The organism is Flavobacterium degerlachei, from assembly GCF_900106645.1.
GTDB classification, from domain to species: Bacteria; Bacteroidota; Bacteroidia; order Flavobacteriales; family Flavobacteriaceae; genus Flavobacterium; species Flavobacterium degerlachei.
In genome coordinates this window covers 135,363-159,483 of the sequence record NZ_FNMV01000010.1, presented here as the reverse complement: position 1 = coordinate 159,483, position 24,121 = coordinate 135,363, and the positions used below count along the sequence as shown (strand labels likewise).

At 34.3% G+C, this 24,121-nt stretch carries 24 protein-coding genes and 1 pseudogene; 13 read left to right on the top strand and 12 right to left on the bottom strand.

All coding sequences use genetic code 11. From position 1 onward, the window contains the following. Nucleotides 1–9: 9 nt before the first annotated feature. The 5 genes from BLV91_RS11635 to dnaN all read left to right on the top strand — a co-directional run bounded on the left by BLV91_RS11635 (nt 10) and on the right by dnaN (nt 4,930). A complete protein-coding gene (locus BLV91_RS11635) occupies nt 10–840 on the top strand; it encodes an SAM hydrolase/SAM-dependent halogenase family protein (RefSeq protein WP_091433445.1) in 831 nt (276 codons plus the stop codon). Nucleotides 841–916: 76 nt separating this feature from the next. Continuing rightward, on the top strand, nt 917–1,213 hold the full coding sequence (locus tag BLV91_RS11630; protein ID WP_091433443.1) for a putative quinol monooxygenase: 297 nt from the start codon (nt 917–919) through the stop codon (nt 1,211–1,213). A 77-nt stretch (nt 1,214–1,290) separates the two neighbouring features. Next, complete coding sequence (gene gldF, locus BLV91_RS11625) at nt 1,291–2,016, top strand: gliding motility-associated ABC transporter permease subunit GldF (RefSeq protein ID WP_091433441.1); 726 nt, start codon at nt 1,291–1,293, stop codon at nt 2,014–2,016. Continuing rightward, nucleotides 2,016–3,701 (top strand): gliding motility-associated ABC transporter substrate-binding protein GldG, encoded by a 1,686-nt coding sequence (gene gldG / locus BLV91_RS11620; protein ID WP_091433439.1) that lies wholly within the window; start codon nt 2,016–2,018, stop codon nt 3,699–3,701. The genes gldF and gldG overlap by 1 nt, the downstream gene beginning before the upstream one ends. A 110-nt stretch (nt 3,702–3,811) precedes the next feature. After that, a complete protein-coding gene (dnaN, locus tag BLV91_RS11615) occupies nt 3,812–4,930 on the top strand; it encodes a DNA polymerase III subunit beta (RefSeq protein ID WP_091433437.1) in 1,119 nt (372 codons plus the stop codon). A 219-nt stretch (nt 4,931–5,149) separates the two neighbouring features. On the opposite strand, the gene BLV91_RS11610 is transcribed toward dnaN, so the two are convergent. From BLV91_RS11610 to BLV91_RS11590, 5 genes are all read right to left on the bottom strand, one after another. Next, entirely contained in the window at nt 5,150–5,641 is a 492-nt protein-coding gene (locus BLV91_RS11610) for a hypothetical protein (RefSeq protein ID WP_091433435.1), read from the bottom strand. A gap of 13 nt (nt 5,642–5,654) precedes the next feature. Continuing rightward, nucleotides 5,655–6,038, bottom strand: a complete 384-nt coding sequence (locus tag BLV91_RS11605) for a hypothetical protein (RefSeq protein ID WP_091433434.1) — start codon at nt 6,036–6,038, stop codon at nt 5,655–5,657. A gap of 89 nt (nt 6,039–6,127) precedes the next feature. Then, a complete protein-coding gene (locus BLV91_RS11600; protein WP_091433432.1) occupies nt 6,128–7,900 on the bottom strand; it encodes a MutS-related protein in 1,773 nt (590 codons plus the stop codon). Nucleotides 7,901–7,999: 99 nt separating this feature from the next. Continuing rightward, nucleotides 8,000–8,833 carry a universal stress protein gene (locus tag BLV91_RS11595; protein ID WP_091433430.1) on the bottom strand — a complete coding sequence of 278 codons (834 nt, stop codon included), beginning with the start codon at nt 8,831–8,833 and terminating at the stop codon, nt 8,000–8,002. Nucleotides 8,834–8,979: 146 nt separating this feature from the next. Next, on the bottom strand, nt 8,980–9,813 hold the full coding sequence (locus tag BLV91_RS11590; RefSeq protein WP_091433429.1) for a universal stress protein: 834 nt from the start codon (nt 9,811–9,813) through the stop codon (nt 8,980–8,982). Nucleotides 9,814–9,984: 171 nt separating this feature from the next. Here BLV91_RS11590 and mnmE point away from each other — a divergent pair, with 171 nt between their 5' ends. Together mnmE and BLV91_RS11580 are read left to right on the top strand one after the other, a co-directional pair. Next, the gene (gene mnmE, locus BLV91_RS11585; RefSeq protein ID WP_091433427.1) at nt 9,985–11,385 is read left to right on the top strand and encodes a tRNA uridine-5-carboxymethylaminomethyl(34) synthesis GTPase MnmE; all 1,401 of its coding nucleotides are present in this window, start codon (nt 9,985–9,987) and stop codon (nt 11,383–11,385) included. Between the two features lie 66 nt (nt 11,386–11,451). After that, nucleotides 11,452–11,808, top strand: a pseudogene (locus tag BLV91_RS11580) (hypothetical protein). A 227-nt stretch (nt 11,809–12,035) separates the two neighbouring features. Here the strand turns inward: BLV91_RS11580 and BLV91_RS11575 are convergent. Beyond that, nucleotides 12,036–13,553, bottom strand: coding sequence for a hypothetical protein (locus BLV91_RS11575; RefSeq protein ID WP_091433425.1), 1,518 nt, complete (start codon nt 13,551–13,553; stop codon nt 12,036–12,038). A gap of 166 nt (nt 13,554–13,719) precedes the next feature. On the opposite strand from BLV91_RS11575, the gene BLV91_RS11570 reads away from it, so the two are divergent. The 5 genes from BLV91_RS11570 (at nt 13,720) to BLV91_RS11550 (ending at nt 18,292) form a co-directional block, all read left to right on the top strand. After that, complete coding sequence (locus BLV91_RS11570) at nt 13,720–14,133, top strand: hypothetical protein (protein WP_091433423.1); 414 nt, start codon at nt 13,720–13,722, stop codon at nt 14,131–14,133. Nucleotides 14,134–14,213: 80 nt separating this feature from the next. Next, complete coding sequence (locus tag BLV91_RS11565) at nt 14,214–15,356, top strand: hypothetical protein (RefSeq protein WP_091433421.1); 1,143 nt, start codon at nt 14,214–14,216, stop codon at nt 15,354–15,356. A 222-nt stretch (nt 15,357–15,578) separates the two neighbouring features. After that, nucleotides 15,579–16,730, top strand: coding sequence for a saccharopine dehydrogenase family protein (locus BLV91_RS11560; RefSeq protein WP_091433419.1), 1,152 nt, complete (start codon nt 15,579–15,581; stop codon nt 16,728–16,730). A gap of 69 nt (nt 16,731–16,799) precedes the next feature. After that, nucleotides 16,800–17,345, top strand: a complete 546-nt coding sequence (locus tag BLV91_RS11555; RefSeq protein WP_091433416.1) for a 2'-5' RNA ligase family protein — start codon at nt 16,800–16,802, stop codon at nt 17,343–17,345. Between the two features lie 236 nt (nt 17,346–17,581). Further along, on the top strand, nt 17,582–18,292 hold the full coding sequence (locus BLV91_RS11550; protein ID WP_091433412.1) for a DUF4339 domain-containing protein: 711 nt from the start codon (nt 17,582–17,584) through the stop codon (nt 18,290–18,292). Between the two features lie 19 nt (nt 18,293–18,311). Here the strand turns inward: BLV91_RS11550 and BLV91_RS11545 are convergent, their stop codons facing one another. The 3 genes from BLV91_RS11545 to BLV91_RS11535 form a co-directional block, all read right to left on the bottom strand. Further along, complete coding sequence (locus BLV91_RS11545; protein ID WP_091433410.1) at nt 18,312–18,905, bottom strand: 2OG-Fe(II) oxygenase; 594 nt, start codon at nt 18,903–18,905, stop codon at nt 18,312–18,314. 147 nt (nt 18,906–19,052) lie between these two features. After that, nucleotides 19,053–20,516, bottom strand: coding sequence for a sigma 54-interacting transcriptional regulator (locus BLV91_RS11540; RefSeq protein ID WP_091433407.1), 1,464 nt, complete (start codon nt 20,514–20,516; stop codon nt 19,053–19,055). Between the two features lie 67 nt (nt 20,517–20,583). After that, nucleotides 20,584–21,702 carry a vWA domain-containing protein gene (locus BLV91_RS11535; protein WP_091433404.1) on the bottom strand — a complete coding sequence of 373 codons (1,119 nt, stop codon included), beginning with the start codon at nt 21,700–21,702 and terminating at the stop codon, nt 20,584–20,586. 144 nt (nt 21,703–21,846) lie between these two features. On the opposite strand from BLV91_RS11535, the gene BLV91_RS11530 reads away from it, so the two are divergent. Beyond that, the gene (locus BLV91_RS11530) at nt 21,847–23,079 is read left to right on the top strand and encodes an ATP-binding cassette domain-containing protein (RefSeq protein ID WP_091433401.1); all 1,233 of its coding nucleotides are present in this window, start codon (nt 21,847–21,849) and stop codon (nt 23,077–23,079) included. A gap of 127 nt (nt 23,080–23,206) precedes the next feature. Here the strand turns inward: BLV91_RS11530 and BLV91_RS11525 are convergent, their stop codons facing one another. From BLV91_RS11525 to BLV91_RS17025, 3 genes are read right to left on the bottom strand one after another with little or no spacing between them, the layout of a single operon-like run. Then, nucleotides 23,207–23,587, bottom strand: coding sequence for a YchJ family protein (locus BLV91_RS11525; RefSeq protein ID WP_091433477.1), 381 nt, complete (start codon nt 23,585–23,587; stop codon nt 23,207–23,209). A 4-nt stretch (nt 23,588–23,591) separates the two neighbouring features. After that, on the bottom strand, nt 23,592–23,825 hold the full coding sequence (locus BLV91_RS11520; protein ID WP_091433398.1) for a hypothetical protein: 234 nt from the start codon (nt 23,823–23,825) through the stop codon (nt 23,592–23,594). An 11-nt stretch (nt 23,826–23,836) separates the two neighbouring features. Beyond that, on the bottom strand, nt 23,837–23,989 hold the full coding sequence (locus BLV91_RS17025; protein WP_091433476.1) for a hypothetical protein: 153 nt from the start codon (nt 23,987–23,989) through the stop codon (nt 23,837–23,839). Between the last annotated feature and the right edge of the window lie 132 nt (nt 23,990–24,121).

Below are 24,121 nucleotides of genomic sequence, written 5' to 3'. Positions count from 1 at the left end.
AAAAAATTTATGTCAATAATTACCCTTACGACCGATTACGGCTTGAAAGATCACTTTGTAGGTGCATTGAAAGGGAAAATTTTATCTGAATATTCTGAAGCTACAATCATTGATATTTCGCATCATATTGACCCATTCAACACTGTTGAAGCAAGTTACATTATTGCAGCGGCCTATTCAAGTTTTCCAAAAGGAACAGTTCACCTGATTGGAGTAGATATGGAACTGAACAAAGAGAATCAGCATATCGTCATGCAGTGGAATGATTCCTACTTTATTGCCGCAGATAATGGGATTCTAAGCATGTTGTCACAAAAAATCGTTCCTCAAAAATTAGTTGCCATAAATATTCATGATCGTCTGCAAAGTGATGCTTCTGGCATGGATGTTTTTGTAATGGTAGCTTGTCATATTGCCAAGGGCGGTTTACTGAACGTCATTGGTAGAGAAATAAGTAGCATTAAGCAAGTATTTGAACTAAAAGCAGTGACTTCCGTTGATAATAATACATTAAAAGGCTATGTTATTTATATTGATCATTTTGGAAATGTAGTTACCAATATCACTAAAAAACAATTCTTGGAGGTTGCTAAAGGACGTCCGTATGAGATCCTGATGAAAACAAAAAACATCAAAACCATTTTGCCTAATTATTCTGCAATAGCCAGTTCTGAAAAATATCCGATTAAGAATTATGAAGGGGAAAAATTGGCGATTTTCAATGAAGCCGGTTTTCTCGAAATTGCCATTTTTAGAAGTAACCCTTCAAAGGTAGGATCAGCAAATAGTTTATTAGGATTGAATTACCAAGACGTAGTTTCCATACAATTTAAGAATTAAGATATAGATTAAACAACAAATCGTCTTGCGAACTTTGCGACAAGCCTTGCGAACTTTGCGGTTAAAAAATTATATAATGTTTGTACGAATAGTAAAATTGAGTTTTCACGAAGAAAACATCCCTGCTTTCCTAGAGAATTTCGAATCGGTAAAAGAAAAAATAAGAAATGCTCCAGGAAATCGTTTTCTAGAATTATACCAAGACAAAAACAATAAAAGTATATTTTTTACTTACAGTTATTGGGAAACGGAAGAAGATTTAGAAAATTATCGAAAATCAGAACTCTTTACTTCTGTTTGGTCATTCACCAAAAAATTATTTAATGATAAGCCTGAAGCTTGGAGCGTGGATAAATTAGCCAGTTTAGAATAAAAAAATCAATTTATGAAGTAAGTTTTAAAGTTATATTATTTAGCAACTTTAAACATTTTAAACATTAAACAATAAATATGAAAGCCATTTTATTACGCGAAATCAAATCGTTTTTTGGTTCTCCAATAGGTTATTTGGTCATTGCGCTTTTTCTTATCCTCAACGGACTTTTTCTTTGGGTTTTTGATGGGGAATACAACTTAATGAATACTGGATTTGCTGATATGACTCCATTTTTCACATTATCGCCGTGGATTCTGATTTTCTTGATTCCAGCAGTTACTATGCGCAGTTTTTCTGATGAAAAAAAACAAGGAACTCTTGAATTATTACTAACGAAACCTTTGAGTATTTGGCAAATCGTAAACGGGAAATTTCTAGGAGCACTTTTGTTGATCATCATGGCTATCATTCCCACGTTTATCTATGTTGTAGTGATTTCGAAACTGGGCATGCCCGAAGGAAATATCGACATGGGAAGCACGATTGGATCCTATTTTGGATTAGTGTTCCTGATTGCAGCTTATTCCGCAATTGGAATATTCACTTCAACCCTATCTGACAATCAAATCGTGGCTTTTATCATTTCCGTATTTGTATGCTTCTTTTTCTATTTTGGTTTCGAAGGATTAGCATCAATGACACCAACTTTCTCTACTATAATTTCTGCATTAGGAATGCAAGATCATTTTAAAAGCATGGGTCGCGGTGTAATCGACACAAGAGACATCCTTTATTTTGTAAGTCTGACGGTTTTGTTTCTTTCGCTTACCGTTTATAAACTTAAATCTTTGAAATTATAATGGTACCAATAAAGAAAAGTAATTTAAAAAACTTAGTCGTAATAATTGGCCTTTTATTGATCGCTAACGGAATTGGGAATATGTTTTTCCACCGTTTCGACTTAACTTCTGATAAAAGATATACGCTTTCTGAAACTTCTTTAAACATCATCAAGCAGGTCAAAGAACCGTTGTCGGTAAAAATATACATACAAGGTGAATTACCAGCTGAATTCAAGCGATTACAGCAGGAAACACAGCAATTGCTAGAAGAATTCCAAGCTTACAATAAAAATATCGTTTTTACATTTGTAGATCCACTGGAAAATGAAGATAGCAGCATGGATAATATTAAAGAGCTGTATCGAAAAGGACTAACACCTGTAAATATAACTGTGGATGATAAAGGAAAACAATCTCAGGCAATGGTTTTTCCATGGGCTATTGCAACCTATAATAACAGAGAAGTCAACATCCCTTTATTGAAAAATAAGATGGGTGCTTCAACAACTGAGCAAGTGATTGGTTCCGTTCAAAACCTTGAATATTCTATCGCCGACGCTTTAAACAAAATCACCAAAGACAAACAAAAGAAGATTGCGGTAATTAAAGGAAATGGGGAGCTACAGGATGTTTTGATGGCTAAATTCCTGCTACAAATAAGAGAAAGTTACCACATTGGGCCTTTTACCTTAGATTCAGTTGCTAAAAGCCCAACGGAAAGTTTAGAAGCTTTACAGAAATATGACTTGGCAATTATAGCCAAACCAACGGAAACTTTCACAGATACCGAAAAACAAGTTTTAGATCAATTTATAATTAATGGTGGAAAAACGCTGTGGCTGATAGATCAAGTAGCTGTAGAGATGGACAGTCTCTATAATCCTTCAGGATCCACCTTGGCCTTTCCTAGAGATTTGAACTTGAACGATATGTTCTTCAAGTACGGTTTCCGTATTAATCCTGACATTGTTAAGGACGAGCAAGGAACTCCTATAAAATTGGCTACTGGAGAACAAGGCAGTGCAACTCAATTTCAGGAATTCAACTGGAAATTTGCCCCTTTGGCTTATCCAGATAATAAACATCCAATAGTAAAAAATCTTGGTGGTATTAAATTCGATTTTGCAAATCCAATTGACACTTTAAAAAACGGAATTAAGAAAACCGTTTTATTAAAATCATCAAGATATTCAAAAAAAATAGGCACACCGGTAGAAGTTAATTTGGAAATTGTAGCCGAAGAAACGAGCCCGAATCACTATATCAATACGGGAAATATTCCGCTAGCCATTTTGCTTGAAGGTGCTTTTCATTCCGTTTTTGAAAACAGGGTATTGCCGTTTGATCAAAAGACTTTTGAAACGACAGGAACCACTAACAAAATGATCGTGATTTCTGACGGTGATTTGGTAAAAAACCAATTGGATAAAAACTACCAGCCCGTAGAATTAGGTTATGACCAAAGGTCAGGGAATTTATATGACAACAAGGATTTCCTATTGAATTGCGTGAATTATTTACTAGACGATACTGGACTTATTAACATTCGAAGCAAGGATCTTGATCTGCCTTTATTGGATAAAGAAAAAGTTTACGAAAACTATACCTCGACGCAAGTCATAACTATCGGGCTTCCAATTCTAATTTTGGCACTTTTTGGACTTCTATTTACCTACCTCCGCAAAAGAAAATACAGTAAGTAGATGTTAATAAAAAAGTTTCAATACTAGAATAGTTTACGATATATTTGTAAAATGTATTGTATTTTAAAATCAAACTAAAATAGATACCTCAAAAAAATAAAATAAAACAGATGAAATTTATAGTATCGAGTTCGTACTTATTAAAACAATTACAAGTTTTAGGTAATGTTATCAACAGCAGCAATACTTTGCCTATTTTGGACAACTTCCTATTTGAATTAAATAATAATGAATTAACGGTTTCAGCATCCGATTTAGAGACAACAATGTCGGCAAACTTAGCTATTGATTCCACTAGCCAAGGAAGTGTTGCAGTACCTGCAAAATTGCTTTTAGAAATACTTAAAACTTTTCCTGAGCAGCCTTTGACATTTACGGTTGAGGAGAACAGTACAATTGAAATTAGCTCTAACTCTGGTAAATATGCATTAGCATATGCTCCTGGTGATGAGTTTCCTAAAGCGGTAAACTTAGAGGAGCCATCTGTAACTTTAGTTCCTGCTGATGTTTTGGCAACAGCCATAAGCAAAACCATTTTTGCTGCTGGTAATGATGATTTACGTCCAGTAATGTCAGGAGTGTTTTTTCAGTTCTCTCCAGAAGGGTTAACTTTTGTAGCAACTGATGCACATAAATTGGTAAAATATGCTCGTACAGATGTTACTGCATCTCAGGTTGCTGATTTTATCATGCCAAAGAAACCTTTGACAATTTTAAAGAATATACTTTCTGCTTCAGATGCAGAGGTAAAAATTGAATATAACGACTCTAACGCTACGTTCTCATTTGACAATTATATTTTAATGTGTCGTTTGATTGATGGAAAATATCCAAATTACGAAGCGGTTATTCCAAAAGAGAACCCTAACAAGTTAATGATAGACCGTTCTCAATTCTTGAGTTCTGTGCGTCGTGTGGCTATCTTTTCTAATAAAACTACGCACCAAATTCGTTTGAAAATTGCTGGAGCTGAATTGAATGTTTCTGCAGAGGATATCGATTATTCTAATAAAGCAGAAGAAAGATTGACTTGTGATTATCAAGGAGACGATATGCAAATAGGATATAACTCACGTTTTCTTACTGAAATGTTGACTAATCTTCAGTCTGATATGATCATGCTTGAAATGTCTTTACCTAACAGAGCCGGAATCCTTACTCCTGTTGACGGGTTAGAGGATGGTGAAACAGTAACGATGTTAGTGATGCCAGTAATGCTAAATAGTTAACATTAAATTATGATTTTGTTGTATTTGACTTTTGATAATCAAATATAAAGCCTTATCATTGTACTTCAATACGCTATTAACCAAACCATTTTTATATTTAAAAAGAACCGCAATTTCATTTAGAAATTGCGGTTCTTTTGCTTTTAGTCAATTAGCACTACTTTCAAGGGAAATTTATTTCTTAAATAACCCCCATTTTTTTCATTAGGAAAGTAGCGCTTAATTAGTATGAAGGAAATAAAACTTTGAATGGTTCTTTTTCAAAGATTCTTTAGCATCTTTATGATTTTTTTCAAATGTATCAATGTTAGTTCCTTTACAAATACCATAAGAATAGTGATACTTTACTATTTCTAGATCTTTTAAACCAAATTCTTTTTTATCGGATTTACAGTAGGAAAAATAACTACTGCAATTTGAATTATCAAATTCAAGATAGAAATAGCCTAACGATCTTACAAAGTTAATTTTCATCGTAGTCGCTACATTTTCTTTATTTGTGTTTTTCCCATCAATTTTGAGCGAACAATTATAGATATTTTGTTTACTATTCCATAAAAGGTAATAACCATCATCTGCTCTAATTCTTAGGTCTAAATTGAGTTCCGTAGGGGTATTGACTGAATAAATAAAATAATTTGATTTTTCTTTGTCCTTAACAACATTAATATTCAAGGAGTCTACTTCTTTATCCAGAAAATGAATTAGCATACTAAGTTCCTTGCTATTTTTTTTTACTAACAGACTTGTCAAAATAAACCTTAATAGTATCCTTCCAAGTTTTCATTGTAGGTGTTAGTTTTTCTTCCTTTTTTTGATACTTTTTATTATAAACTAATCCTTTGTACCGTTCCAAAAAAACATCATCTTTTTCCTCATATTGTACTCTAACACCTTTCTGTTGGTATCCTCCTATATTTATTAATGTATCACTATCCATAATTTTAAAACCAATGGAATCAATAACATTATTGCTGCTTTTTTTCAAAGCTTTATAATCATTATACTTCATGTACGTTGCAATACTAGCAGTAGGCGATTGCGTATGTTGTGAAAAAGTCAAAGAATAAGACAAAGCCAATAAGAGTATAAATATATTCCTTTTCATAAATTCTTCTTTTTAAGAATAGTTAAAGTAGTAAATTTAAATCCAAGCAATTTGTTTTCTTTTATTTTTTTCGACAAATAAAAAACTTCTTAAATAACCCCCATTTTTTTCATTAGGAAAGTAGCGCTTTTATTTTTACAGATACCATCGCGAAGCTTATAATCAAAATTCAATTCATCATTAACTATTTCGACTTCAAAGCATTTGTTAGTCAAAACATCTGGATATTCATTTGTTGTTAAACAAACTTCTATATCGTGTGTTGCTATTGCTCCTATAGCCTTTTTTGCTATCACTTTTTTAACTACTTCAATCGTACCGTTTCTTTTATCATCAGAATTGGTACCTCTCAAAATTTCATCTAACAAAACAAACGCGGGATTTTTTTCCAATTCGTCCATTATTTGCTTCAAGCGTTTAATTTCAGCAAAGAAATAGGATTCACTGTCTGACAGGGAATCAGATAATCGCATGGAAACCAAAATAGGCAAAGGATGCACGTTAGCGCTACTTGCACAAACTACTGAACCCATGGCTGATAAAACCATATTAACCCCTAAGCTGCGCAGAAATGTACTTTTACCAGACATATTTGAGCCCGTAAGTATCATAAACGACTGCGGATGAAAACTGACCTCGTTATTTACTCTCGTGTTTGCATTTAATAACGGGTGTCCTAAACTTGAAAAATCAACTTTGAAATCAGCATTTAATTTTGGATAAACAAACTCTGGATTGTTATAAGAAAAATTGGCTAAGCTATTTAACATTTCAAATTCACCAATTACCTCCAACCACTCTTCTAAAACTGTAGCATGTTTCTCTTTCCAATCTAACAAACGTTTTAAAACATGAAGGTTAAAAAGGAAGGTTCCATTGAATAATGATGCTGCAACAAGGTTCCCTACAGTATCCATATTAGAAAATAACCCAGATAATTTCTTAAGATGTTCACTTGCATTCTCATCTTTGAATTTTAACTTTTGTTGTAATGCCGTTAATTTTGTAGAATGAAACGTTTCGTCTTCAATTTTTCTAAGAATCAAGCTATATTGACTAATTATTTCGTCAATGTTTTCGGCATTGGCAATTTCTATTTGAATACGTTGATGGAATTTTCCAAAAATGATTAAATTGGCAACAAACAAATAAGACAAATAGCTCAGAAAAACTGAATTTGTAGTGAATAAATAGGCCACTAATGTCCCGAAAAATAAAACTGGAGTAACATAAGAGGCGATGATTGCCCATTTTGGTAATCGAGTAATTGGGAATTTACTCCATTTTAATAATGCCTCATAACTAGTTTGGCTATCATTTGTGATTTTGGCAAGAGCCATGAATTCCTGACGCCAATCTAACTTTCTAGAAAGCTCTTTTATAGCCGCTTGATTATTTAAAATTTCCTCTGCAGCTGACAACATAAGTAACTGTTTTGCCATGATTTTTTTACCAATAAAAGTAGCAGTTCTATTTAAATTTTGAAATAAAGAATGCTCACCAAAGATATCAAGGTCATAGGCGTAAGGATGCTGAAAGTCATTAAATTCGATTCCGTTTTCAAATGGAATTGATTTTTTTTCTAGATAGGAAATCTCCTCCTCATTGACTTTCACCAATGCCTCTTTTATTTTCCTTTTGAAAAGTAATTTGGAATGAATTCGCATTAATAACACAAAGCTCATAAAAAGGACTACAGCAAGAATAAGAAAGATTATTTTGCTATCCCTTATGTAAAAATAAAGAGAACCCAGAAAAAGCAGAACGCTTATGAGTCTTAAGAAACTGACACTATTGTATTTTTTATTGATGCTATTTAACTCCTGCGAATGACTTTTGCTCTTAGCGCTATATATTTCCATATCTTGATTTAATGAAAAACAAATATAGCGCTACCCGCATAAATAAGCTATTAGATTAGCTAGTATAATACATTCCAAAAAAGTTAAAAAAAACCCAACTTATTCTATGGGAATCGCCAAAACTGGGATATCAAAACTATTAGCAAATTTCTTAGTTAAACTAGGGTGAAATATTCCCTCAAAAAAGCTTCTTTTATAAGTCAGCATGGTTAAAACATCGATTTCTTGATATAAAATAAAATCCAAAATGGTTTCTTTTACCTCGTCACTAGTAATTACAAAAAACTCAACAGGTTCATCTTCAAAATCTTTTTCCCACTTTTTAATAATGTCCTTGCTAACGTCAGATTTGTCTGTTTTAACGTAAAGACACTTTATCTGTGCTCCAGATAATTTTGCTATTTCCACTACCTTTTTCAAGGCTTTTTTATCTTTAGACCTGAATCTAGTTGTAAAACCAATCGTTTTTATTTTTTTGAATTCGGCTTCAATCGGAATACACAAAAGCGGTACTTCAACATCTGAAAGAACAGCTCCTGTATTAGTGCCTGAAAAAAAGGCTGACCAACCTGAAGCACCTTCGGTTCCCATAACAACATAATCGATTTTATCCTCTTTGATTGCCTTGTTGATATTATAAATCAAACCACCATCCATCAATCGATGTGTCATTTTGATCTTGCCCAAATTATGTTTCTCGGCAATGGCTCTCAATTTGGGAATTTCATCCTTAAACATTTCAAATTGCGACAACTCAACAGATTCATATATAACCAGATAATTTTCTGGAAAGAACTGATTGTCAAATACAGGCAAATCAAATGTATGTAACAATATAAGCTCCCCTTGAACTATTTTCGCAAATTCTAATGCGTGTACAAATGCGTTTGTCGCTACTTCGGAAAAATCGGTTGGGAATAATATTCTTTTCATCTTATAAAAATTTTATGTGATTCGTTTATCAAATATAGACATAAAGTTACGCTATTAATATGATAATTATCAGCTGATTAGAGTTAATTTATTACGTTTATTAAGTTCATTTCTAGATATATAGACCATTTTATAACATATTTGCCTTAATCACTGTGAATTGCTAAAACAGGTATGTCTATATCATCTTGTGATTTTTCACCATAGCTAGGCACAAATAAACCTTCAAAAAAGCCTCTTTTGTAAGTGAGCATGGTTAATACATCAATATTACTCACGGAGACAAAATCTAAAACAGTTTTTTTAATGTCATCACTATTAACGATATCAAAAGATACGGGCTCACTGCTATATTCTTTTCCCCAATAATCAATAGTCTCAGAAGACACATCTGAAGTACTGGATTTTACATATAGGCATTTTACTTTTGCATTCAATTTTTTGGCAATTTCCAATACGCTACTCAGCGGTTTTTTATCCTTGCTTCTATATCGAGTTGTAAACCCAATGTTTTTGATTGGTCTGTATTTTGCAGCTAAGGGTACACAAAGCATAGGAACTTCAATTCCTATAAGTACGGAACCCGAATTTGAGCCCACAAAAAAGGCATCCCAGCTCGTTATGCCCGAAGTGCCCATTATCACAAAATCAATTTTATCCTCCACGATTGCCTTTTTAACATTATCAACTAATGTCCCTTCCATCAGGCGATGAGTCATCTTTATTTGATCGGCATTTAAGTCCTCAGCCATTTTATGCATTTTAGGCACTTCTTCTTTAAACATATCAAATTGTGACAATTCAACAGCATCATATATCATAGAGTAATTTTCATGAAAAAAGTGTTCGTCAAACTCCAGTAATTCATAAGAATGCAATACAATAATCTCAGCTTGCATGACTTTAGCAAATTGTAGCACATGAATAAAAGCGTTAGTCGCAATTTCAGAAAAATCAGTTGGGAAGAGGATACGTTTCATTTTATAAAAGCTTAAAGTGAGTATTTATTTATAAAGAGATTCTTAAAGTTACGACAATAAAACCATAATATCCAGCAATTTACAGTTGTTTTTTTCATAGTAAAAAAGCCCTTCCATAAAAAAATAGATACTTCTTAAGATTTACTACCTTTGCAACCTAGAATAAAAAATATGTTATACAACGATTCCATAGTAGCATTGGCTACACCTTCAGGAGCGGGAGCCATAGCGGTAATCAGAATTTCCGGAAATGAAGCAATTACTATTGGCAACAGTGTTTTTAAGTCCATTAAAAACAAAGATTTACTAAAACAAAAAACACACACTTTACATCTGGGCCACATTATAGATGATACTAAAACGCTGGATGAAGTATTGGTTTCCATTTTTAAGGGCCCAAACTCTTATACTGGTGAGAATACTATCGAAATCTCTTGCCACGGTTCAACTTATATTCAGCAACAAATAATCCAGTTATTGCTACGAAAAGGTTGCCGTATGGCTGACCCTGGTGAGTTTACTCTTAGGGCTTTCCTTAACGGAAAACTCGATTTATCTCAGGCGGAAGCAGTAGCCGATTTGATTTCGTCAGATAACGAAGCTTCACATCAAATTGCCATGCAACAAATGCGTGGTGGTTTCTCTAATGAAATTGCTAAGTTGCGTGAGGAGTTATTGAATTTCGCTTCGCTTATCGAATTGGAGCTAGACTTTGCAGAGGAAGATGTGGAATTTGCAGATCGTACACAGTTTCATGAATTATTAAACAGAATCGAGTTTGTCCTCAAACGACTTATCGATTCCTTTGCGGTAGGAAATGTAATCAAAAACGGTATTCCCGTTGCCATTGTGGGTGAACCCAATGTGGGAAAATCGACTTTATTAAATGCTTTATTAAACGAAGAACGCGCGATCGTATCCGAAATTGCCGGAACGACCCGCGATACGATTGAAGATGAACTAGTCATTGGCGGAATTGGTTTTCGATTTATCGATACGGCAGGTATACGTGAAACGCAAGATGTGGTAGAAAGTATAGGTATTCGTAAAACTTTTGAGAAAATCGAGCAGTCACAGGTCGTTCTTTATCTGTTTGAAAGTTTAAAGTTTAAAGTTCAAAGTTCTGAATATATTCTAGAAATTGAAAAGGTCAAAAATCAATTTCCGCTAAAACCATTAGTTGTGGTGATCAACAAAACCGAATTACTGACAGAAGATGAAGTTGCCGAAATCAAAAATCAACTCCAGCCGCTAAACGTTATTCTCGAAATGATCTCTGCTAAACAAAACATCGGTATAGAAGAATTAAAGAATCAACTACTGTCCTTTGTCAATACTGGAGCATTAAGAAATAACGAAACAATTGTAACTAACACAAGACATTACGATTCCTTATTAAAAGCGTTAAACGAGATTCAAAAGGTAAAATACGGACTCGAAACAGAGCTTTCGAGTGATCTGATGGCCATCGATATCAAGGAGGCTTTATATCATTTTGGTACCATTACAGGGCAAGTGACAAACGATGAATTATTGGGTAATATATTTGCTAATTTCTGCATCGGAAAGTAAAGTAGTATTCAGTAATAAACCTCTACTTTCGAACATTAACAATTCATTTTACCTTAAATAACAATAATGACAATCGAAGATTTAGTTGGTACCTATTCCATTGAAGGAAGCAATCAAGATGCCGTTAGCGACATCAGTTACAAAGGTACTCTTACCTTATCTCTTGATTAAAACAACCGAATTATAGCCCATTGGTTAATCAGTGATCAAGTACAAAACGGTAGTGGTTTTTTCAAAGATAATATCCTAGTAATTAATTTTAACTACCGCGGCGAAGACGATTACATTTACAAAGGTGTAGCAGTTTACAAATGCATTAACAAAGACATTCTCGAAGGCTTTTGGTCTGAAAAACACGGAAATCCTGAGTATTTAGGAAGTGAACGTTGTTTCAGAATAGGCTCTAAAGAGCTTGTAAACTAATATTAGCCTCAACAAAAGATGGCCTTGTCTTAATATTGTTGTGTAATGCAATTTTAAATTCGATTCACCCGCTACCTGCAAAGAGCGAAGCAGTAATACTGGTCTTTATTCACGCTTATCATGAAGTTAATCCCTTCTAATTGCTATAACCCAAGTAATCTCATTATAAATCAAATCCGTTTTTCGAAAGCAAAACATATTATTTTTGCAAAAATAATTTGACGGTTTTATTCAGTTATTTTATTCACGCCAGACATATGAGACAGCATCTTAATATGACTGAGGCATGTCGCATAAAAATCAGCTTTATCAATTTTAGCTCTAATCCAAGCGTAAAAACTAATCGTGAAGACATCTGTGTCTTTACTATTTATATTCAGCAAATTATCCGCTTTTTTTCTAAAATTTTCCGAATAGATATCTTCCGTTTTATAGTAAAAAATTGTAATTAGTTTAAAAAAATCCAAAACTACAGATCCATTATGTGCCTGGATATGGGCTGTATACTTTCTTCTAAAGCTACTTAATCGAGACTCCGCTAAATCCATATAATCCAATTCTATGAGTAACAATATTTCAATCAGGTTTTTTTGAATTACCCATATATACCCCATCTTTTCAATATACCAATAATTACTATGATAGAAACCCTGCAGGGTTTTTAAAGCCTCTTTATAGTTGTTTTTAAAAAATAAGGCGACAACCAATGTGAGTTTTAAATCAAGTGTATAATCTGTTTTGTTTTTATACTTTTCAAAGTCAAACAATGTTATTTCTCTAACAGCTTCGTCATTTTGCCCCTTAAAGATAAGTACTAAATTTTTTAACAATACGTATTGTGGATAAAAAACGGAACTGTATTTTTTATTTTCCAAACTCATATTTGAATGCATTGTATCCAAATAAGCAGCCGAAAGCTCAAAGTTTTTAATCCTGAAATAAGTGTTTGCCAAATAGTACAAAACCTGTAAATGATCGTATAAATGCTTGTCTTTTGTTCGTTCTGTCGCCTCTATTTTTTTGCAAGCGTCTTCAATAAATGGTAAAATCGCTTGGTAGTCTCTTGTAACATATGCTACTTGGTTGGTAATTTGTAAAATCTTGAAAAGCGATTGGTAACTTAAACTTTTAGTGATTGAAATATTAAATTTAACCAAGTTCCTATTGATAGTATCCGAAATTCCCGGATTACCATGGCTTAACTCCGCTTGTATGGTAGCGTAAAATAAATTTAAATTTTCCTCCAGACCTATGTTTAATTTATTTGTCTGATACTTGTCAATTACATTTTGTAAATCTAGAGTTGTATTTAGATGGGCGTGCAATAGTAGCGTTTGGTATATTTCATTCAAGATATTGAATAAGGAATGTTTACCCGCAATTATTTCTGCTTTTGCCAATGTTTTGAAAGCGATGAAAGGCTGTTTTTGCTGGAAAAATATCCTGCTTGCCAATAACAATTTTAAGGCATTCATTTCTTCAGAAGATTCCTTGTCAAAACCTTTAGTGGCAACAAAATCAATCAATAAATCGTGTAATCTCTTACTAAGGGCATGATACGCTCCTTTCGAAGGCTTTCCGTATAAAATCACATCTATGTCAGACGGCATGTTTGCATTGTCTAAAAGGCGAAACAATTCTACATTCTTAGTATCGTTTCTTTTGTTGCGCTCCCTTAAGTTTCGCACAAACTCTTTCTTGTTATCGTTAGACAAACTTGCAATAATCGCATGTATATTACTCATTTATATCGTAAGTTAATTAAACCAAATATACCGATTTTAGTATAAAAAATGGGTGTATTTTAAATTTATATCGTAAGTATATTTGAAATATTGATTTCAATAGTTCGGTTAATTGTTACAATTTTGACCCATAGAAATAAACAATTAACCAACTAAATTTAAAACCATGAAATTAAAAAACGCATCCCCTTTAATAGTCGTATCAATACTCGGTATTATATCCATAATACTTCCTGTATTTATTTTGGGTAATTTAAAGCCCTATGAATCCCCATTATTCCCCTTACTAAGAACCGGAATTGAAGGCATTTCCAAATACAGTTTTCTGTTCCTTCTTTTGTCTGGTTTTATTGTCAAGTTATTTAGTGATGCTCCCTCTTGGAAAATTGGATTAATGAGTATGGTTTTATTTCCATTAGCTGCTATCTGTGAAATGATTGCCGATCCTACTTCCCATACTATGTTTCCATTTGAATTCATAGGCTATGCCCTTTATACAATTCCCGCTCTAGCAGGAGCATATACCTCTCAACTTATTAAAAGTTTTGTCAAGGCTGCAACAAGGTATTTTAAAAAATGACTAGAGTTGAAAAACAACGGGTTTAACAGAAAATGAACTTCAACTTAGAAAAAAACAATTAACCAACTAAATTTAAAATCATGAAATTAAAAAATGTATCAGCTTTAATAGTAGTATCAATACTCAGGGTTATATTCATAATACTTCCGATATTTCGTTCTAAATTAATTCCCTGCAATACTCATTTTAAAACATGCATTTGTGCAATCACCGCTTCCCTATTTTTAATTTCATGTGGCGGAGGAACTACTCCAAAGTATTTAAGCGAGCCAAGAGTCGATGTTTCCAAATGGACACCAACAAAAGAAGTTGTCTTGAAAAAAGACGGTCTAAATTTGGTAAAAGCTATAGTGCTATTACAAGACTCAACCGAATTCCTGATAGTAAGTGACAAACAAATTTGCAAGCTTTCAAATAATAAGTTGAACAAAGAATGCATAATTTTAACTCCCGAGTTATCGGATCTTTCTATTGTTAGAAATACCTCAGAGGAACCATCGTATATCGTCGGGGGCGGAATATGGGGTAAGCCATCTGCAGCCGTGTTTGATATTAACGGGCAATTAAAGTGGAAGAAAGAGTCTGGTTTTGATGCAATGGGAAAGACCGCAGTACTCGATGATGGTGAAGAACGATTTGTTGTTTTGGAAAATAAGAATCAAGAACTTCTTTATTTAAACTTTGAAACAGGAGAAGTTGCTCGCAAAGGATCTGCTAAAAGGATAATTGGCTCGGCCGATTTTACCGGAGATGGCCATTATGAGCTTCTGGCCGCAAACGGAGAAACAGATTTTGCCGTTTTCAATGGCAAAGCCCAAGAAATCTCTAGATTAACATTGTCGGACGACTACTGGTACGAGCCCGTGCTTACATCATCCGCTCTGCCTTTAGTGGTAATCTCTGCAGAAGAAATATTGGAAGTCTATGATTCTAAATTGAAAATCGTGAAAAAATACAAAGCGGCTGGGGCCGGATCTAAAATGCATGTTGTGGCCGCTACATTTATTGGCAACGGGCCAGATGCACCATTTGCTGCCCTATATAAGGGCAGAGGCGGATGGCACCGAAGTATTCTATATGTATTTTCGGCAACTGGGGAACTTGTCTATAAAGAGATAATTGTAGATTCTTTCCAGAGTATTACTGCAGTGCCTTCAAACGACAAAAAGGTAATCTTAATTGGTGGCCGAAATGAAGTTATACGTTATTCATTCCAAAAGTAAAGAGGCTAATTTTAAGTTATCCGTCTGGTATTAAAGAAACATAATCCCGAAACCAACTTCCTACGATCGCTGTTTCGGGATTTGCTTTGTTATGCCACCAGCTTTTCGGGATTCCTTCGCCGTTCCCGACAGAAGATTGGGCTGTTATGGCGTCGCTTGATAAATTTACACATAACTACATAACAACCAATTGTTTAAACTTTTTTTTACTATCTTTAAGATATGAAAAAACACTTCAATATTATTATCGCCGGAGCGGGCGGCATTGCCGAAGCCGTTGGCTTATTGTTGATGGAATGGAGCGAGGTTACCCCTAGCCTTTTCATCGGGAACCGAACCCTTTCAAAGGCCGAAAAAGTGGCCCAGTGGATTGAAGAAGGCAGTACCAAAAAGGGTGAGATAAAAGCCTTCCTTCTACCGGAAAACGGCCATACTGACGAAATGCAAAAGCTGTTCTTCAAGGCTGACATCATTCTTGACTGTCTTCCTGGTAGTCAGGCACCAAAAATGGCCCAGTTTGCCAAAGATTTTGGAATGCATTACGCTAACCTTACTGAATATGTCGCCGAAACTGAAAAAATAATGGCATTGGCGTCTGATGCCAAAACCGGTTTCGTACTTCAGACTGGTCTTGCGCCAGGCTATATAGATCTACTCGCCCACGGACTTTTTCAAGAATTTTGCAATGACTTTGATGTACATAAAGTAGACAAACTGGAATTTAAAGTAGGTGCATTGACGAACCATGCTGTAGCCCCTCATTTTTACGGATTCACTTGGAGTCCTGTAGGTGTAGCTACCGAATACCTTAAAGATGCCATAGTCCTTCGCGATTATAAAAAAACAACCTTAGCTGCTTTGTCCGAAAGAGCTTCCATCATTATTGACGGCATAACCTACGATGAAGATCTTACTTCGGGAGGTGCGGCTGACTTGCCTGATGCACTGTCTGGAAAAGTACGCTCACTCGATTACAAGACTTTGCGCCATCCAGGGCACTATGATTGGGTACAAGAGCAACTTCCTGAATTGGGAAATCCAATTAACGCCATCAAGGATCTCCAGAAAAAAATGGAAGATGCAATACCACATATAGAAGATGATCAAATTGTATTGTATGCTGCCGTACAAGGAAAAGATGTAACAGGAGTTTTGCGTAGAAGAGAAATTGCAAAGCGCATACTTCCTCAAAAAGTGGGGAACCATCAATTGAGAGCCATACAAACAACCACAGCGGCCCCTTTAGCACAAGCAGCCCAACTGCTTCTAGAAAATTCCCATGCTGGAGTGTTATTACAAAGCCAAATAGACCCTAAACGTTTTTTAAATGGCATTTATGTTTCCCGCGTTTACGGGAAAAACGAAACACTGTAAAAAATAAAGGCAAAATTTAACCCTTGTTTTTAAAATTTGATATAACAAAACAAGAGATAATTCCAGACCATGGAAAAATATTCAATTGTAATACATCCTTCGGAACCTGTTATTTCTTTAATCAAGTCCATGAAAGAGGCATTGGCCAATGAAGTGGGTTGGTTCCATAGTAAAAATTCGGTGGGACATATTACCATCTGTTTATTCACTGCAATGGATCCGACAGTCAAAACCGTTAAAGATAAAGTACAAAAACTTTGCAGTGGTCTCGAGCCGGTTCCAGTCTGCCTGAATGAATTTGGCTCCTATCCCAACGGTGCTTTTTATATCGCTCCTGACTCCATTTCCAAAAAGCGGTTGATACCCATAATGAAACAAGTCCATGAATCATTAAATTTTATTCCCGATTTGCAAATAAATGAAGACCCACATCTTTCCATTGCTCGCGGCTTATCGCCTCATAAGCTACGAAGGGCAAAATCATTTTTCAAAATAATAGATATCAATTTTGTATGCGATACTATTGTTTTAAGAAAATTTGACAAAAACATAAAACAGTATATCATTACCGATACGTTTATATTCCAAGGCAATTCAACATCAGACTTTAAGTAAGCTGTGCGCAGTTTTCAATTCCCAAGCAAAGACTCGCTCTAGCCCACCATTTATTGTTAAAGTAAAACACCGATTACACAAATTTACACGGATAAAAAATCCGTTTGAATCTGTGATAATCTGCGTCAAAAAAACCGAAACAGAGCTTGGAGAAATTAAACCTAAAGAGATTAAATTCAGATACTTTTTTATTGTGAAATTTCGCGATACTTTTGCATAGAAAATAGCATCATAAAATGAGAAAATATTATATTAATAACGGTAGTGAAAATGCCGGTCCTTTTACACTGGAGGAATTAAAAAACCATCAAATAAAAGAAAATACATTAGTCTGGTCTCAAGGAATGGACGAATGGAAACATGCAGTGGACTTAGTGGAGTTTTCTCCTTTTTTCACAGCCACACTCTCCCCTTTAAAACAATCTGCTCCCCCTCCAACAAAGGATATAACAAAAACGGAGCAAACTATTTTAGGCCTTAAAAAAAGTTATTTCTTTTTGGCGTTAGGCTTTTTAGTAATATTGATTGCAATTCTGGTTCTTAATATTATTCAGGATAATAAAAGAAATGAATTAGATGTAAAAAATAAGCAAACTGAGTTTGGTAACGCACAAACTGAGTTAGAACAGAAAGAGTCCAACGAGGAACTTATTCAACAAGAAATACAAAAAAGAATAGCATCAGAAAATAATAATAAAAGAAGAAAAGATTCAATTAATATTCGACTTTCTGAAATCAAAAAATTTCTAATAGAAGATGAAAATCAGTTAGCTGAAGCAAAAAATAATTTATCAAATCTCGAAAATTTTCAACAGTTACAGTCAGAAAATACCTCAGAAGAGCAGATTCGCTTAATCCAAAATGACATTGCAAATTGGAAAAGGGAAATTGATCATCTGGAAAATGAAGCCAATAGGTTATATCTAGAATTAGAAACAATACATTAAATACATTTTTACAATAAAACTAATCGCACTTTAACCAACCTGTAATGCTCATTCGGGTGTTTTGAGTTACTAAGACTTCGTGAAGTAATTCATCACTTTTAAAGAAAACTGTTTTCCCTTGTATTGGTGAGATTTTCTGGTTGTAATTATCTTGATGAATTAACAGTTCTCCTCCATCACTAGGTTGCCAATTACTGTTTAAGTAACTAATCATCGAATATTTGCGACTGGGATTATTGTGAAATTGGTCAAAATGTTGCAAATAGAAATCGCCTTTTTCATACAATGAATAATGAAATTCATAGCCCGTAATACCCGTAAAACAACTCTCATTTAAATAACTGATAAATGCTTCTATTTGCTCAAAAAAAGCATTTTCGAAGGCATTGTTATTCTTTTTATCAAGCCAAAAAATAGAATCACTGCGGACAGCACTATCATAAACAATAGCTTGTGAATTTCCTGTTCCGGCAGCAATCAATAAATCTTGTTGGTTTAAGGCTAGTAAATTTTGCTTTAAGTTGTTCGCCAAATCATCACTTAAAAAATTTTCAGATATACCTACTCTATTATCAATATAAGTGGTAATCAAAGCTTCAAAGCTATTTTCCATTAGTTTTTCACTAACCGCAAGGACGGCTAACCTTTGTAAGGTAGTATATATTCCATCAGATATAACATGCTGACTGTATTATAGGTATAATAAAAATAGCGCTTAGAAAATATTTTCTAAGCGCTATCTAATAACTAATAGTTTATTCTAAAGCTTACTAATATAACTTCCATAAATATCTTTAAACTGATAGCCTTCGGATATACGATCTTTACTCAACTTATTGTACTCTACTAAAGCCCAAAGAATAAATTCCTTCATAAAAAGCCTATCTTCCTTGGCTAATTCAGGTTGGTATTTCTTGATTAAAATTTCGAGTGGAACAATAGCTCCCAAAATTCTTTCATACTCTTCATCACTGGCATCATCTAATAATTCAAAACCACTTTCGGCAAAAAACCATTCAATTAAATCTGTATATTCTGTTGGTTCATTAGGCTTTTCTAGTTTTTCAATTTTCGGGAAATAACCTGGAAAAAAGGTGTGAATGGCAGATCCTAGTAAATTTTGAGCCACGGCAGCAGCTCCCTCCTGCTCTCCTTCATAAACTAGCTCTACTTTTCCGGTTATAGAGGGGATAATACCCATAAAATCAGATAATCGCACAGTCGTCTTATCATCTCCAGATTTCAATGCTCGTCTTTCGGCTGTACTCAATAAATTCTCAAAAGCAGTAATGCTCAACCTTGCACTAACTCCACTTTTATTATCAATGTATTCACTATCACGAGCTTCAAAACTAATTTGTTCTAAAAGATCTCTTGCTAATGAAGGTACGTGAACCATATCATTTTGAACTGCATCTAGTCTAGCTTCCTGTTCTGTAATCGTTCTTGCAATTTTTACAGTTTCAGGATAGTGAGTCAATATTTGAGAACCTATACGGTCTTTAAGAGGCGTTACGATACTTCCTCTATTCGTATAATCTTCCGGGTTTGCCGTGAAGATGAACTGCATATCTAGTGGCATACGTAATTTAAAACCACGAATCTGAATATCCCCTTCCTGCAAAATATTGAACAAAGCCACTTGAATACGGGCTTGTAAATCGGGCAATTCATTAATTACAAAAATGCAACGGTTTGCGCGCGGAATCATTCCAAAATGAATGACACGATCATCTGCATACGACAACTTTAAATTTGCAGCTTTTATCGGATCAACATCCCCTATTAAATCTGCTACGGTAACATCTGGTGTAGCCAATTTTTCTGAAAAACGTTCGCTTCTATGCAACCACGAAATTGGTGTCGCATCTCCATTGATTGCAATTAAATCTTTAGCAAAACGAGAAATAGGATTTAAAGGATCATCATTTATCTCTGAACCTGTAACAAATGGAATGTATTCGTCTAACAAATCGACCATTTTGCGCGCCAATCTTGTTTTGGCTTGACCACGAAGACCTAATAAATTTATATTATGACGCGATAAAATAGCGCGTTCCATCTCTGGAATTACAGTATTCTCAAAACCATGAACCCCCTCAAAAGCTGGTTTTCCTGATTTAATTCTATCTCTCAAATTATTCCTTAATTCATCTTTGATACTTTTACTTTCATATCCTGATGCTTTCAATTCGCCTAAAGTATTTATATTTTCTATTTTCATCTTTTTCAATTGTCTTTCTATCTTGTGTCTTTTCTCTTTATTCTCTTTTCTCTTTACCACTTCAAACCTACTTCACCCTTTTCTTCCTATTTGTCTCATAATCTTCAAAAATCATTTCGCCTAAGCCTTTAAGTCCTGTGTAAAATGCTTTCCCTTGATTGGCTTCGGTGAATTTATTGACAAACTGTTGTAAATAAGGATCATTAGCAATCATAAAGGTGGTGATGGGAATATGTAGTTTTCTCGCTTGTTGCGCTTGACTGTAACATTTATCTACAATATACTCATCAAGGCCATTACTGTTCATATAATAGGAACCATCGCGCTCACGCACACAACTTGGCTTACCATCAGTAATCATAAATATTTGCTTATTGGTATTCCGCTTTCTACGTAATAAATCCATTGCTAGTTGTAAGCCAGCAACAGTATTAGTATGAAATGGACCCACTTTTAGATAAGGCAAATCTTTGATTGCAATAGTCCAGGCATCATTTCCAAAAACTAAAATATCTAAAGTGTCTTTTGGATATCGGGTTGTAATTAACTCTGCAAGAGCCATTGCTACTTTTTTGGCAGGAGTAATTCTATCTTCACCATACAAAATCATACTGTGGCTAATGTCAATCATCAGGACAGTACTCATTTGCGATTTGTATTGGGTTTCTTCTACAACCAAATCATTCTCGGTTAACATGAAATCTTCCATCCCATTATTGATTTGGGCATTTCGTAAACTTTCTGTCAATGAAATTCGTTCTAAACCATCCCCAAAATGAAACTCCCTGAATTCCCCGGTATGTTCATCTCCGTTTCCAGAATGCTTGGTTTTGTGATTACCGCTTCCAGAACGTTTTAAATTCCCGAAAATTTGATCTAATGCTTGTTGCCTTATCGCCCGTTCTGTTTTGGCTGTAATGCCAATACCTGATGTCCCGTCCTCTTTGAGCTCATCACGGATGTAGCCTTTTTTCTTTAAATCTTCGATAAAATCATCAATTGTATAGTGTTCATCGGTGAGTTTATATTCCTTGTCTAATTCGCGCAACCAATCAATTGCCTCATCAAAATCCCCTGAAGTATGCGTGATTAATTCCTTGAAAATTCCAAAGAGTTTATCAAACGGCGATTGATTTGGAGCCTCATATTGCTTGAAATAAAAACCTTTTTTATTATCATTTTCCATAGACAATAAAATTACATCATTTTAAAACAAGGCCTTGACAAACGATTATTAATATTTAGTTAAAATGAACTTTTGACAACATTCCATTTTTATTCTACCCTATTAAATGAAATAAGTTTAATTTTATATTTTTAAAAATTAAAAATGCAAAAACACGAACATTGGGATATTCTTCTATCCAATCAAGTAGATAAAAAAACGTTTATCGAAACCATTCTTTTAGGTAAATCCATTGGAAAACTAAGTACTTTTAATACTAAAAGTGGGATTCTTTTCTCAGACATCGCCATTGATAATTTTATAAAAAAAGAATACCAGTATGATTCTATTGAAGCATCCCCAGAAAGCACAAGAAAGCTAAGCACATTCTCGTCAGGTGAACGAAAAAAAGTTTTTTTAACCTATTGCATCAAACAACAGCCTGATTTTATAATTCTTGACAATCCATTGGATCATTTGGATGTTAATTCTAGAAAATCAATAACAATTGCATTAGAGGAATTATCTCAAAAAGTACCGCTAATCCAGATTGTAAACCGGAATAGCGACTTACATTCCTTCATCCCAAACAAAGGTCATGTACTAAACAACTCCTTTATTTTAGAGGAATTAATATCAATTAAAGAAAATCCCGCAGTAAACTTCAATGTTATACCGGATGCATTTGAACCCATTATCTTCAATGATTCCGTTTTAATTCAAATGAACCAAGTTTGCGTAAGCTACCTTGAAAAACCAATTTTAAAAAATATCGATTGGACAATTAAAAAAGGTGATTTTTGGCATTTATTAGGTCCTAATGGCTCTGGAAAAAGTACTTTACTATCATTAATCACTGGAGAAAATGCAAAAGGATATGGTCAAGACATACACCTTTTTGGAAAAAAGAAAGGAAGCGGCGAAAGCATTTGGGACATAAAAAAGAACATTGGTTATTTTTCGACCGCCATGACTGATTTGTTTCAAAAAAGAGATACTGTAGAGCAAATGATTTTATCTGGCTTCTTTGACTCCATCGGCTTGTATACGCGCCCCACTAATTTGCAGAAAAAGACCGTAACACAATGGCTCGAATTAATTGACATGAATCATTTAAAAAACAGTACTTTCAACCAACTTTCTATAGGTCAACAAAGACTAGTCTTGATTGTACGAGCGGTACTTAAACACCCACCCTTATTGATTCTGGATGAACCCCTTGAAGGTCTAGATGATGAAAATGCTGCTTTGGTTACTCAATTGATTACCCTTTTATCGCAAAAAACAGATATGGCAATTTTATACGTGTCCCATCGAGTAGAGCCCAATATTAAGCCAAAAGCCATTTATCAGTTAAGCCCTCAAGTCACAGGATCTATTGGTACAATTGTAAATTGATTTATTAATGATTTGGGCGTGACCACAAGGGTCGTGCTGTCCGTTCTCAATCCACGCAAAAAAAGCGTGGGATTTCCACTTCCATCACTCACGCAACCTTGGGATAGGATAGTATTTTGTTTTGAAATTAATTAAAAGTGCCATCCACATAAAACCATTTCCCACTTTCCATCTTAAAAGTAGAATACTCATGGTGCATTTGCATCTGCATCATATTATCCAGATAAAAAGCCTTAAACTCAACAGTATTGTCTGTTGCCTGTAACACCTCTAACTTCATCCATTGATTGCTTTGGGACCAATCAAGTATGTCATTCTTATTATGGTCCTTTCTAGTTGAAATATGAGTAGTTGCCACTAGATAATCAGCATTATGTGTCGCATAGGCTGAATAACGAGAACGCATTAACGCCACTGCAGTAGGCACATTTTGCGTACCATCAAGATACTGTTTACAACAATCATCAAAATTTATTTGGGAACCACAATGGCATGCTAACTCTTTCATTGTACTAATTAGCTTGCCCATTAAGCGAAATAATAGATTGGTGCAATTGATTTAGCAATACTTGGTATTTGCTAATTTCAATTAAGTCTTGGTCATCTTCTGAATAGTCCAGCAATTCATCCAATACCTCGCTTACTTCAACTAATTTATTATTAGCTTCTTTGGCGTTTCTATTGGCAATTAAATCAATTATTTCCTGAACACCCTTTTTCAAGTCGGTAAATTTATTGTTTTCCATGGGATTTGCTTTTATTTAGTTCCTGACTCATTCGCTTCATTAAATTTCTTAACAATCTGTTTCAATTGTTCCTTACGAGTAATTGCAGACTGCTTCACCCTATCTTGGGCCTTATGCAACTTATCGTTATGCTTTTTAATGTTTTTCTCGTTATTTCTGCTCATAATACTTTTTCTTAAATTGCTCTTTAAATCTCGCCTTTCCTCATTCATCGCAAGAATCTATCGGATTTTCTATCAAAACTAAAATGCGCTTAAAGGGACTCTATTTATATTTTGTGTAAAGTTCGGCATTTT

What these genes read in the sequence shown, in the direction of transcription:
- BLV91_RS11555 (WP_091433416.1), top strand. Translation starts at nt 16,800, where the DNA reads ATGGAAAAATATTCAATTGTAATACATCCTTCGGAACCTGTTATTTCT.
- BLV91_RS11590 (WP_091433429.1), bottom strand. Translation starts at nt 9,813, where the DNA reads ATGAAACGTATCCTCTTCCCAACTGATTTTTCTGAAATTGCGACTAAC.
- BLV91_RS11600 (WP_091433432.1), bottom strand. Translation starts at nt 7,900, where the DNA reads ATGGAAATATATAGCGCTAAGAGCAAAAGTCATTCGCAGGAGTTAAAT.
- BLV91_RS11530 (WP_091433401.1), top strand. Translation starts at nt 21,847, where the DNA reads ATGCAAAAACACGAACATTGGGATATTCTTCTATCCAATCAAGTAGAT.
- BLV91_RS11575 (WP_091433425.1), bottom strand. Translation starts at nt 13,553, where the DNA reads ATGAGTAATATACATGCGATTATTGCAAGTTTGTCTAACGATAACAAG.
- BLV91_RS11595 (WP_091433430.1), bottom strand. Translation starts at nt 8,833, where the DNA reads ATGAAAAGAATATTATTCCCAACCGATTTTTCCGAAGTAGCGACAAAC.
- BLV91_RS11565 (WP_091433421.1), top strand. Translation starts at nt 14,214, where the DNA reads ATGAAATTAAAAAATGTATCAGCTTTAATAGTAGTATCAATACTCAGG.
- BLV91_RS11550 (WP_091433412.1), top strand. Translation starts at nt 17,582, where the DNA reads ATGAGAAAATATTATATTAATAACGGTAGTGAAAATGCCGGTCCTTTT.
- BLV91_RS11525 (WP_091433477.1), bottom strand. Translation starts at nt 23,587, where the DNA reads ATGAAAGAGTTAGCATGCCATTGTGGTTCCCAAATAAATTTTGATGAT.
- BLV91_RS11570 (WP_091433423.1), top strand. Translation starts at nt 13,720, where the DNA reads ATGAAATTAAAAAACGCATCCCCTTTAATAGTCGTATCAATACTCGGT.
- BLV91_RS11545 (WP_091433410.1), bottom strand. Translation starts at nt 18,905, where the DNA reads ATGGAAAATAGCTTTGAAGCTTTGATTACCACTTATATTGATAATAGA.
- BLV91_RS11635 (WP_091433445.1), top strand. Translation starts at nt 10, where the DNA reads ATGTCAATAATTACCCTTACGACCGATTACGGCTTGAAAGATCACTTT.
- BLV91_RS11520 (WP_091433398.1), bottom strand. Translation starts at nt 23,825, where the DNA reads ATGGAAAACAATAAATTTACCGACTTGAAAAAGGGTGTTCAGGAAATA.
- dnaN (WP_091433437.1), top strand. Translation starts at nt 3,812, where the DNA reads ATGAAATTTATAGTATCGAGTTCGTACTTATTAAAACAATTACAAGTT.
- BLV91_RS11630 (WP_091433443.1), top strand. Translation starts at nt 917, where the DNA reads ATGTTTGTACGAATAGTAAAATTGAGTTTTCACGAAGAAAACATCCCT.
- BLV91_RS11540 (WP_091433407.1), bottom strand. Translation starts at nt 20,516, where the DNA reads ATGAAAATAGAAAATATAAATACTTTAGGCGAATTGAAAGCATCAGGA.
- BLV91_RS17025 (WP_091433476.1), bottom strand. Translation starts at nt 23,989, where the DNA reads ATGAGCAGAAATAACGAGAAAAACATTAAAAAGCATAACGATAAGTTG.
- BLV91_RS11535 (WP_091433404.1), bottom strand. Translation starts at nt 21,702, where the DNA reads ATGGAAAATGATAATAAAAAAGGTTTTTATTTCAAGCAATATGAGGCT.
- BLV91_RS11610 (WP_091433435.1), bottom strand. Translation starts at nt 5,641, where the DNA reads ATGCTAATTCATTTTCTGGATAAAGAAGTAGACTCCTTGAATATTAAT.
- BLV91_RS11605 (WP_091433434.1), bottom strand. Translation starts at nt 6,038, where the DNA reads ATGAAAAGGAATATATTTATACTCTTATTGGCTTTGTCTTATTCTTTG.
- mnmE (WP_091433427.1), top strand. Translation starts at nt 9,985, where the DNA reads ATGTTATACAACGATTCCATAGTAGCATTGGCTACACCTTCAGGAGCG.
- gldG (WP_091433439.1), top strand. Translation starts at nt 2,016, where the DNA reads ATGGTACCAATAAAGAAAAGTAATTTAAAAAACTTAGTCGTAATAATT.
- BLV91_RS11560 (WP_091433419.1), top strand. Translation starts at nt 15,579, where the DNA reads ATGAAAAAACACTTCAATATTATTATCGCCGGAGCGGGCGGCATTGCC.
- gldF (WP_091433441.1), top strand. Translation starts at nt 1,291, where the DNA reads ATGAAAGCCATTTTATTACGCGAAATCAAATCGTTTTTTGGTTCTCCA.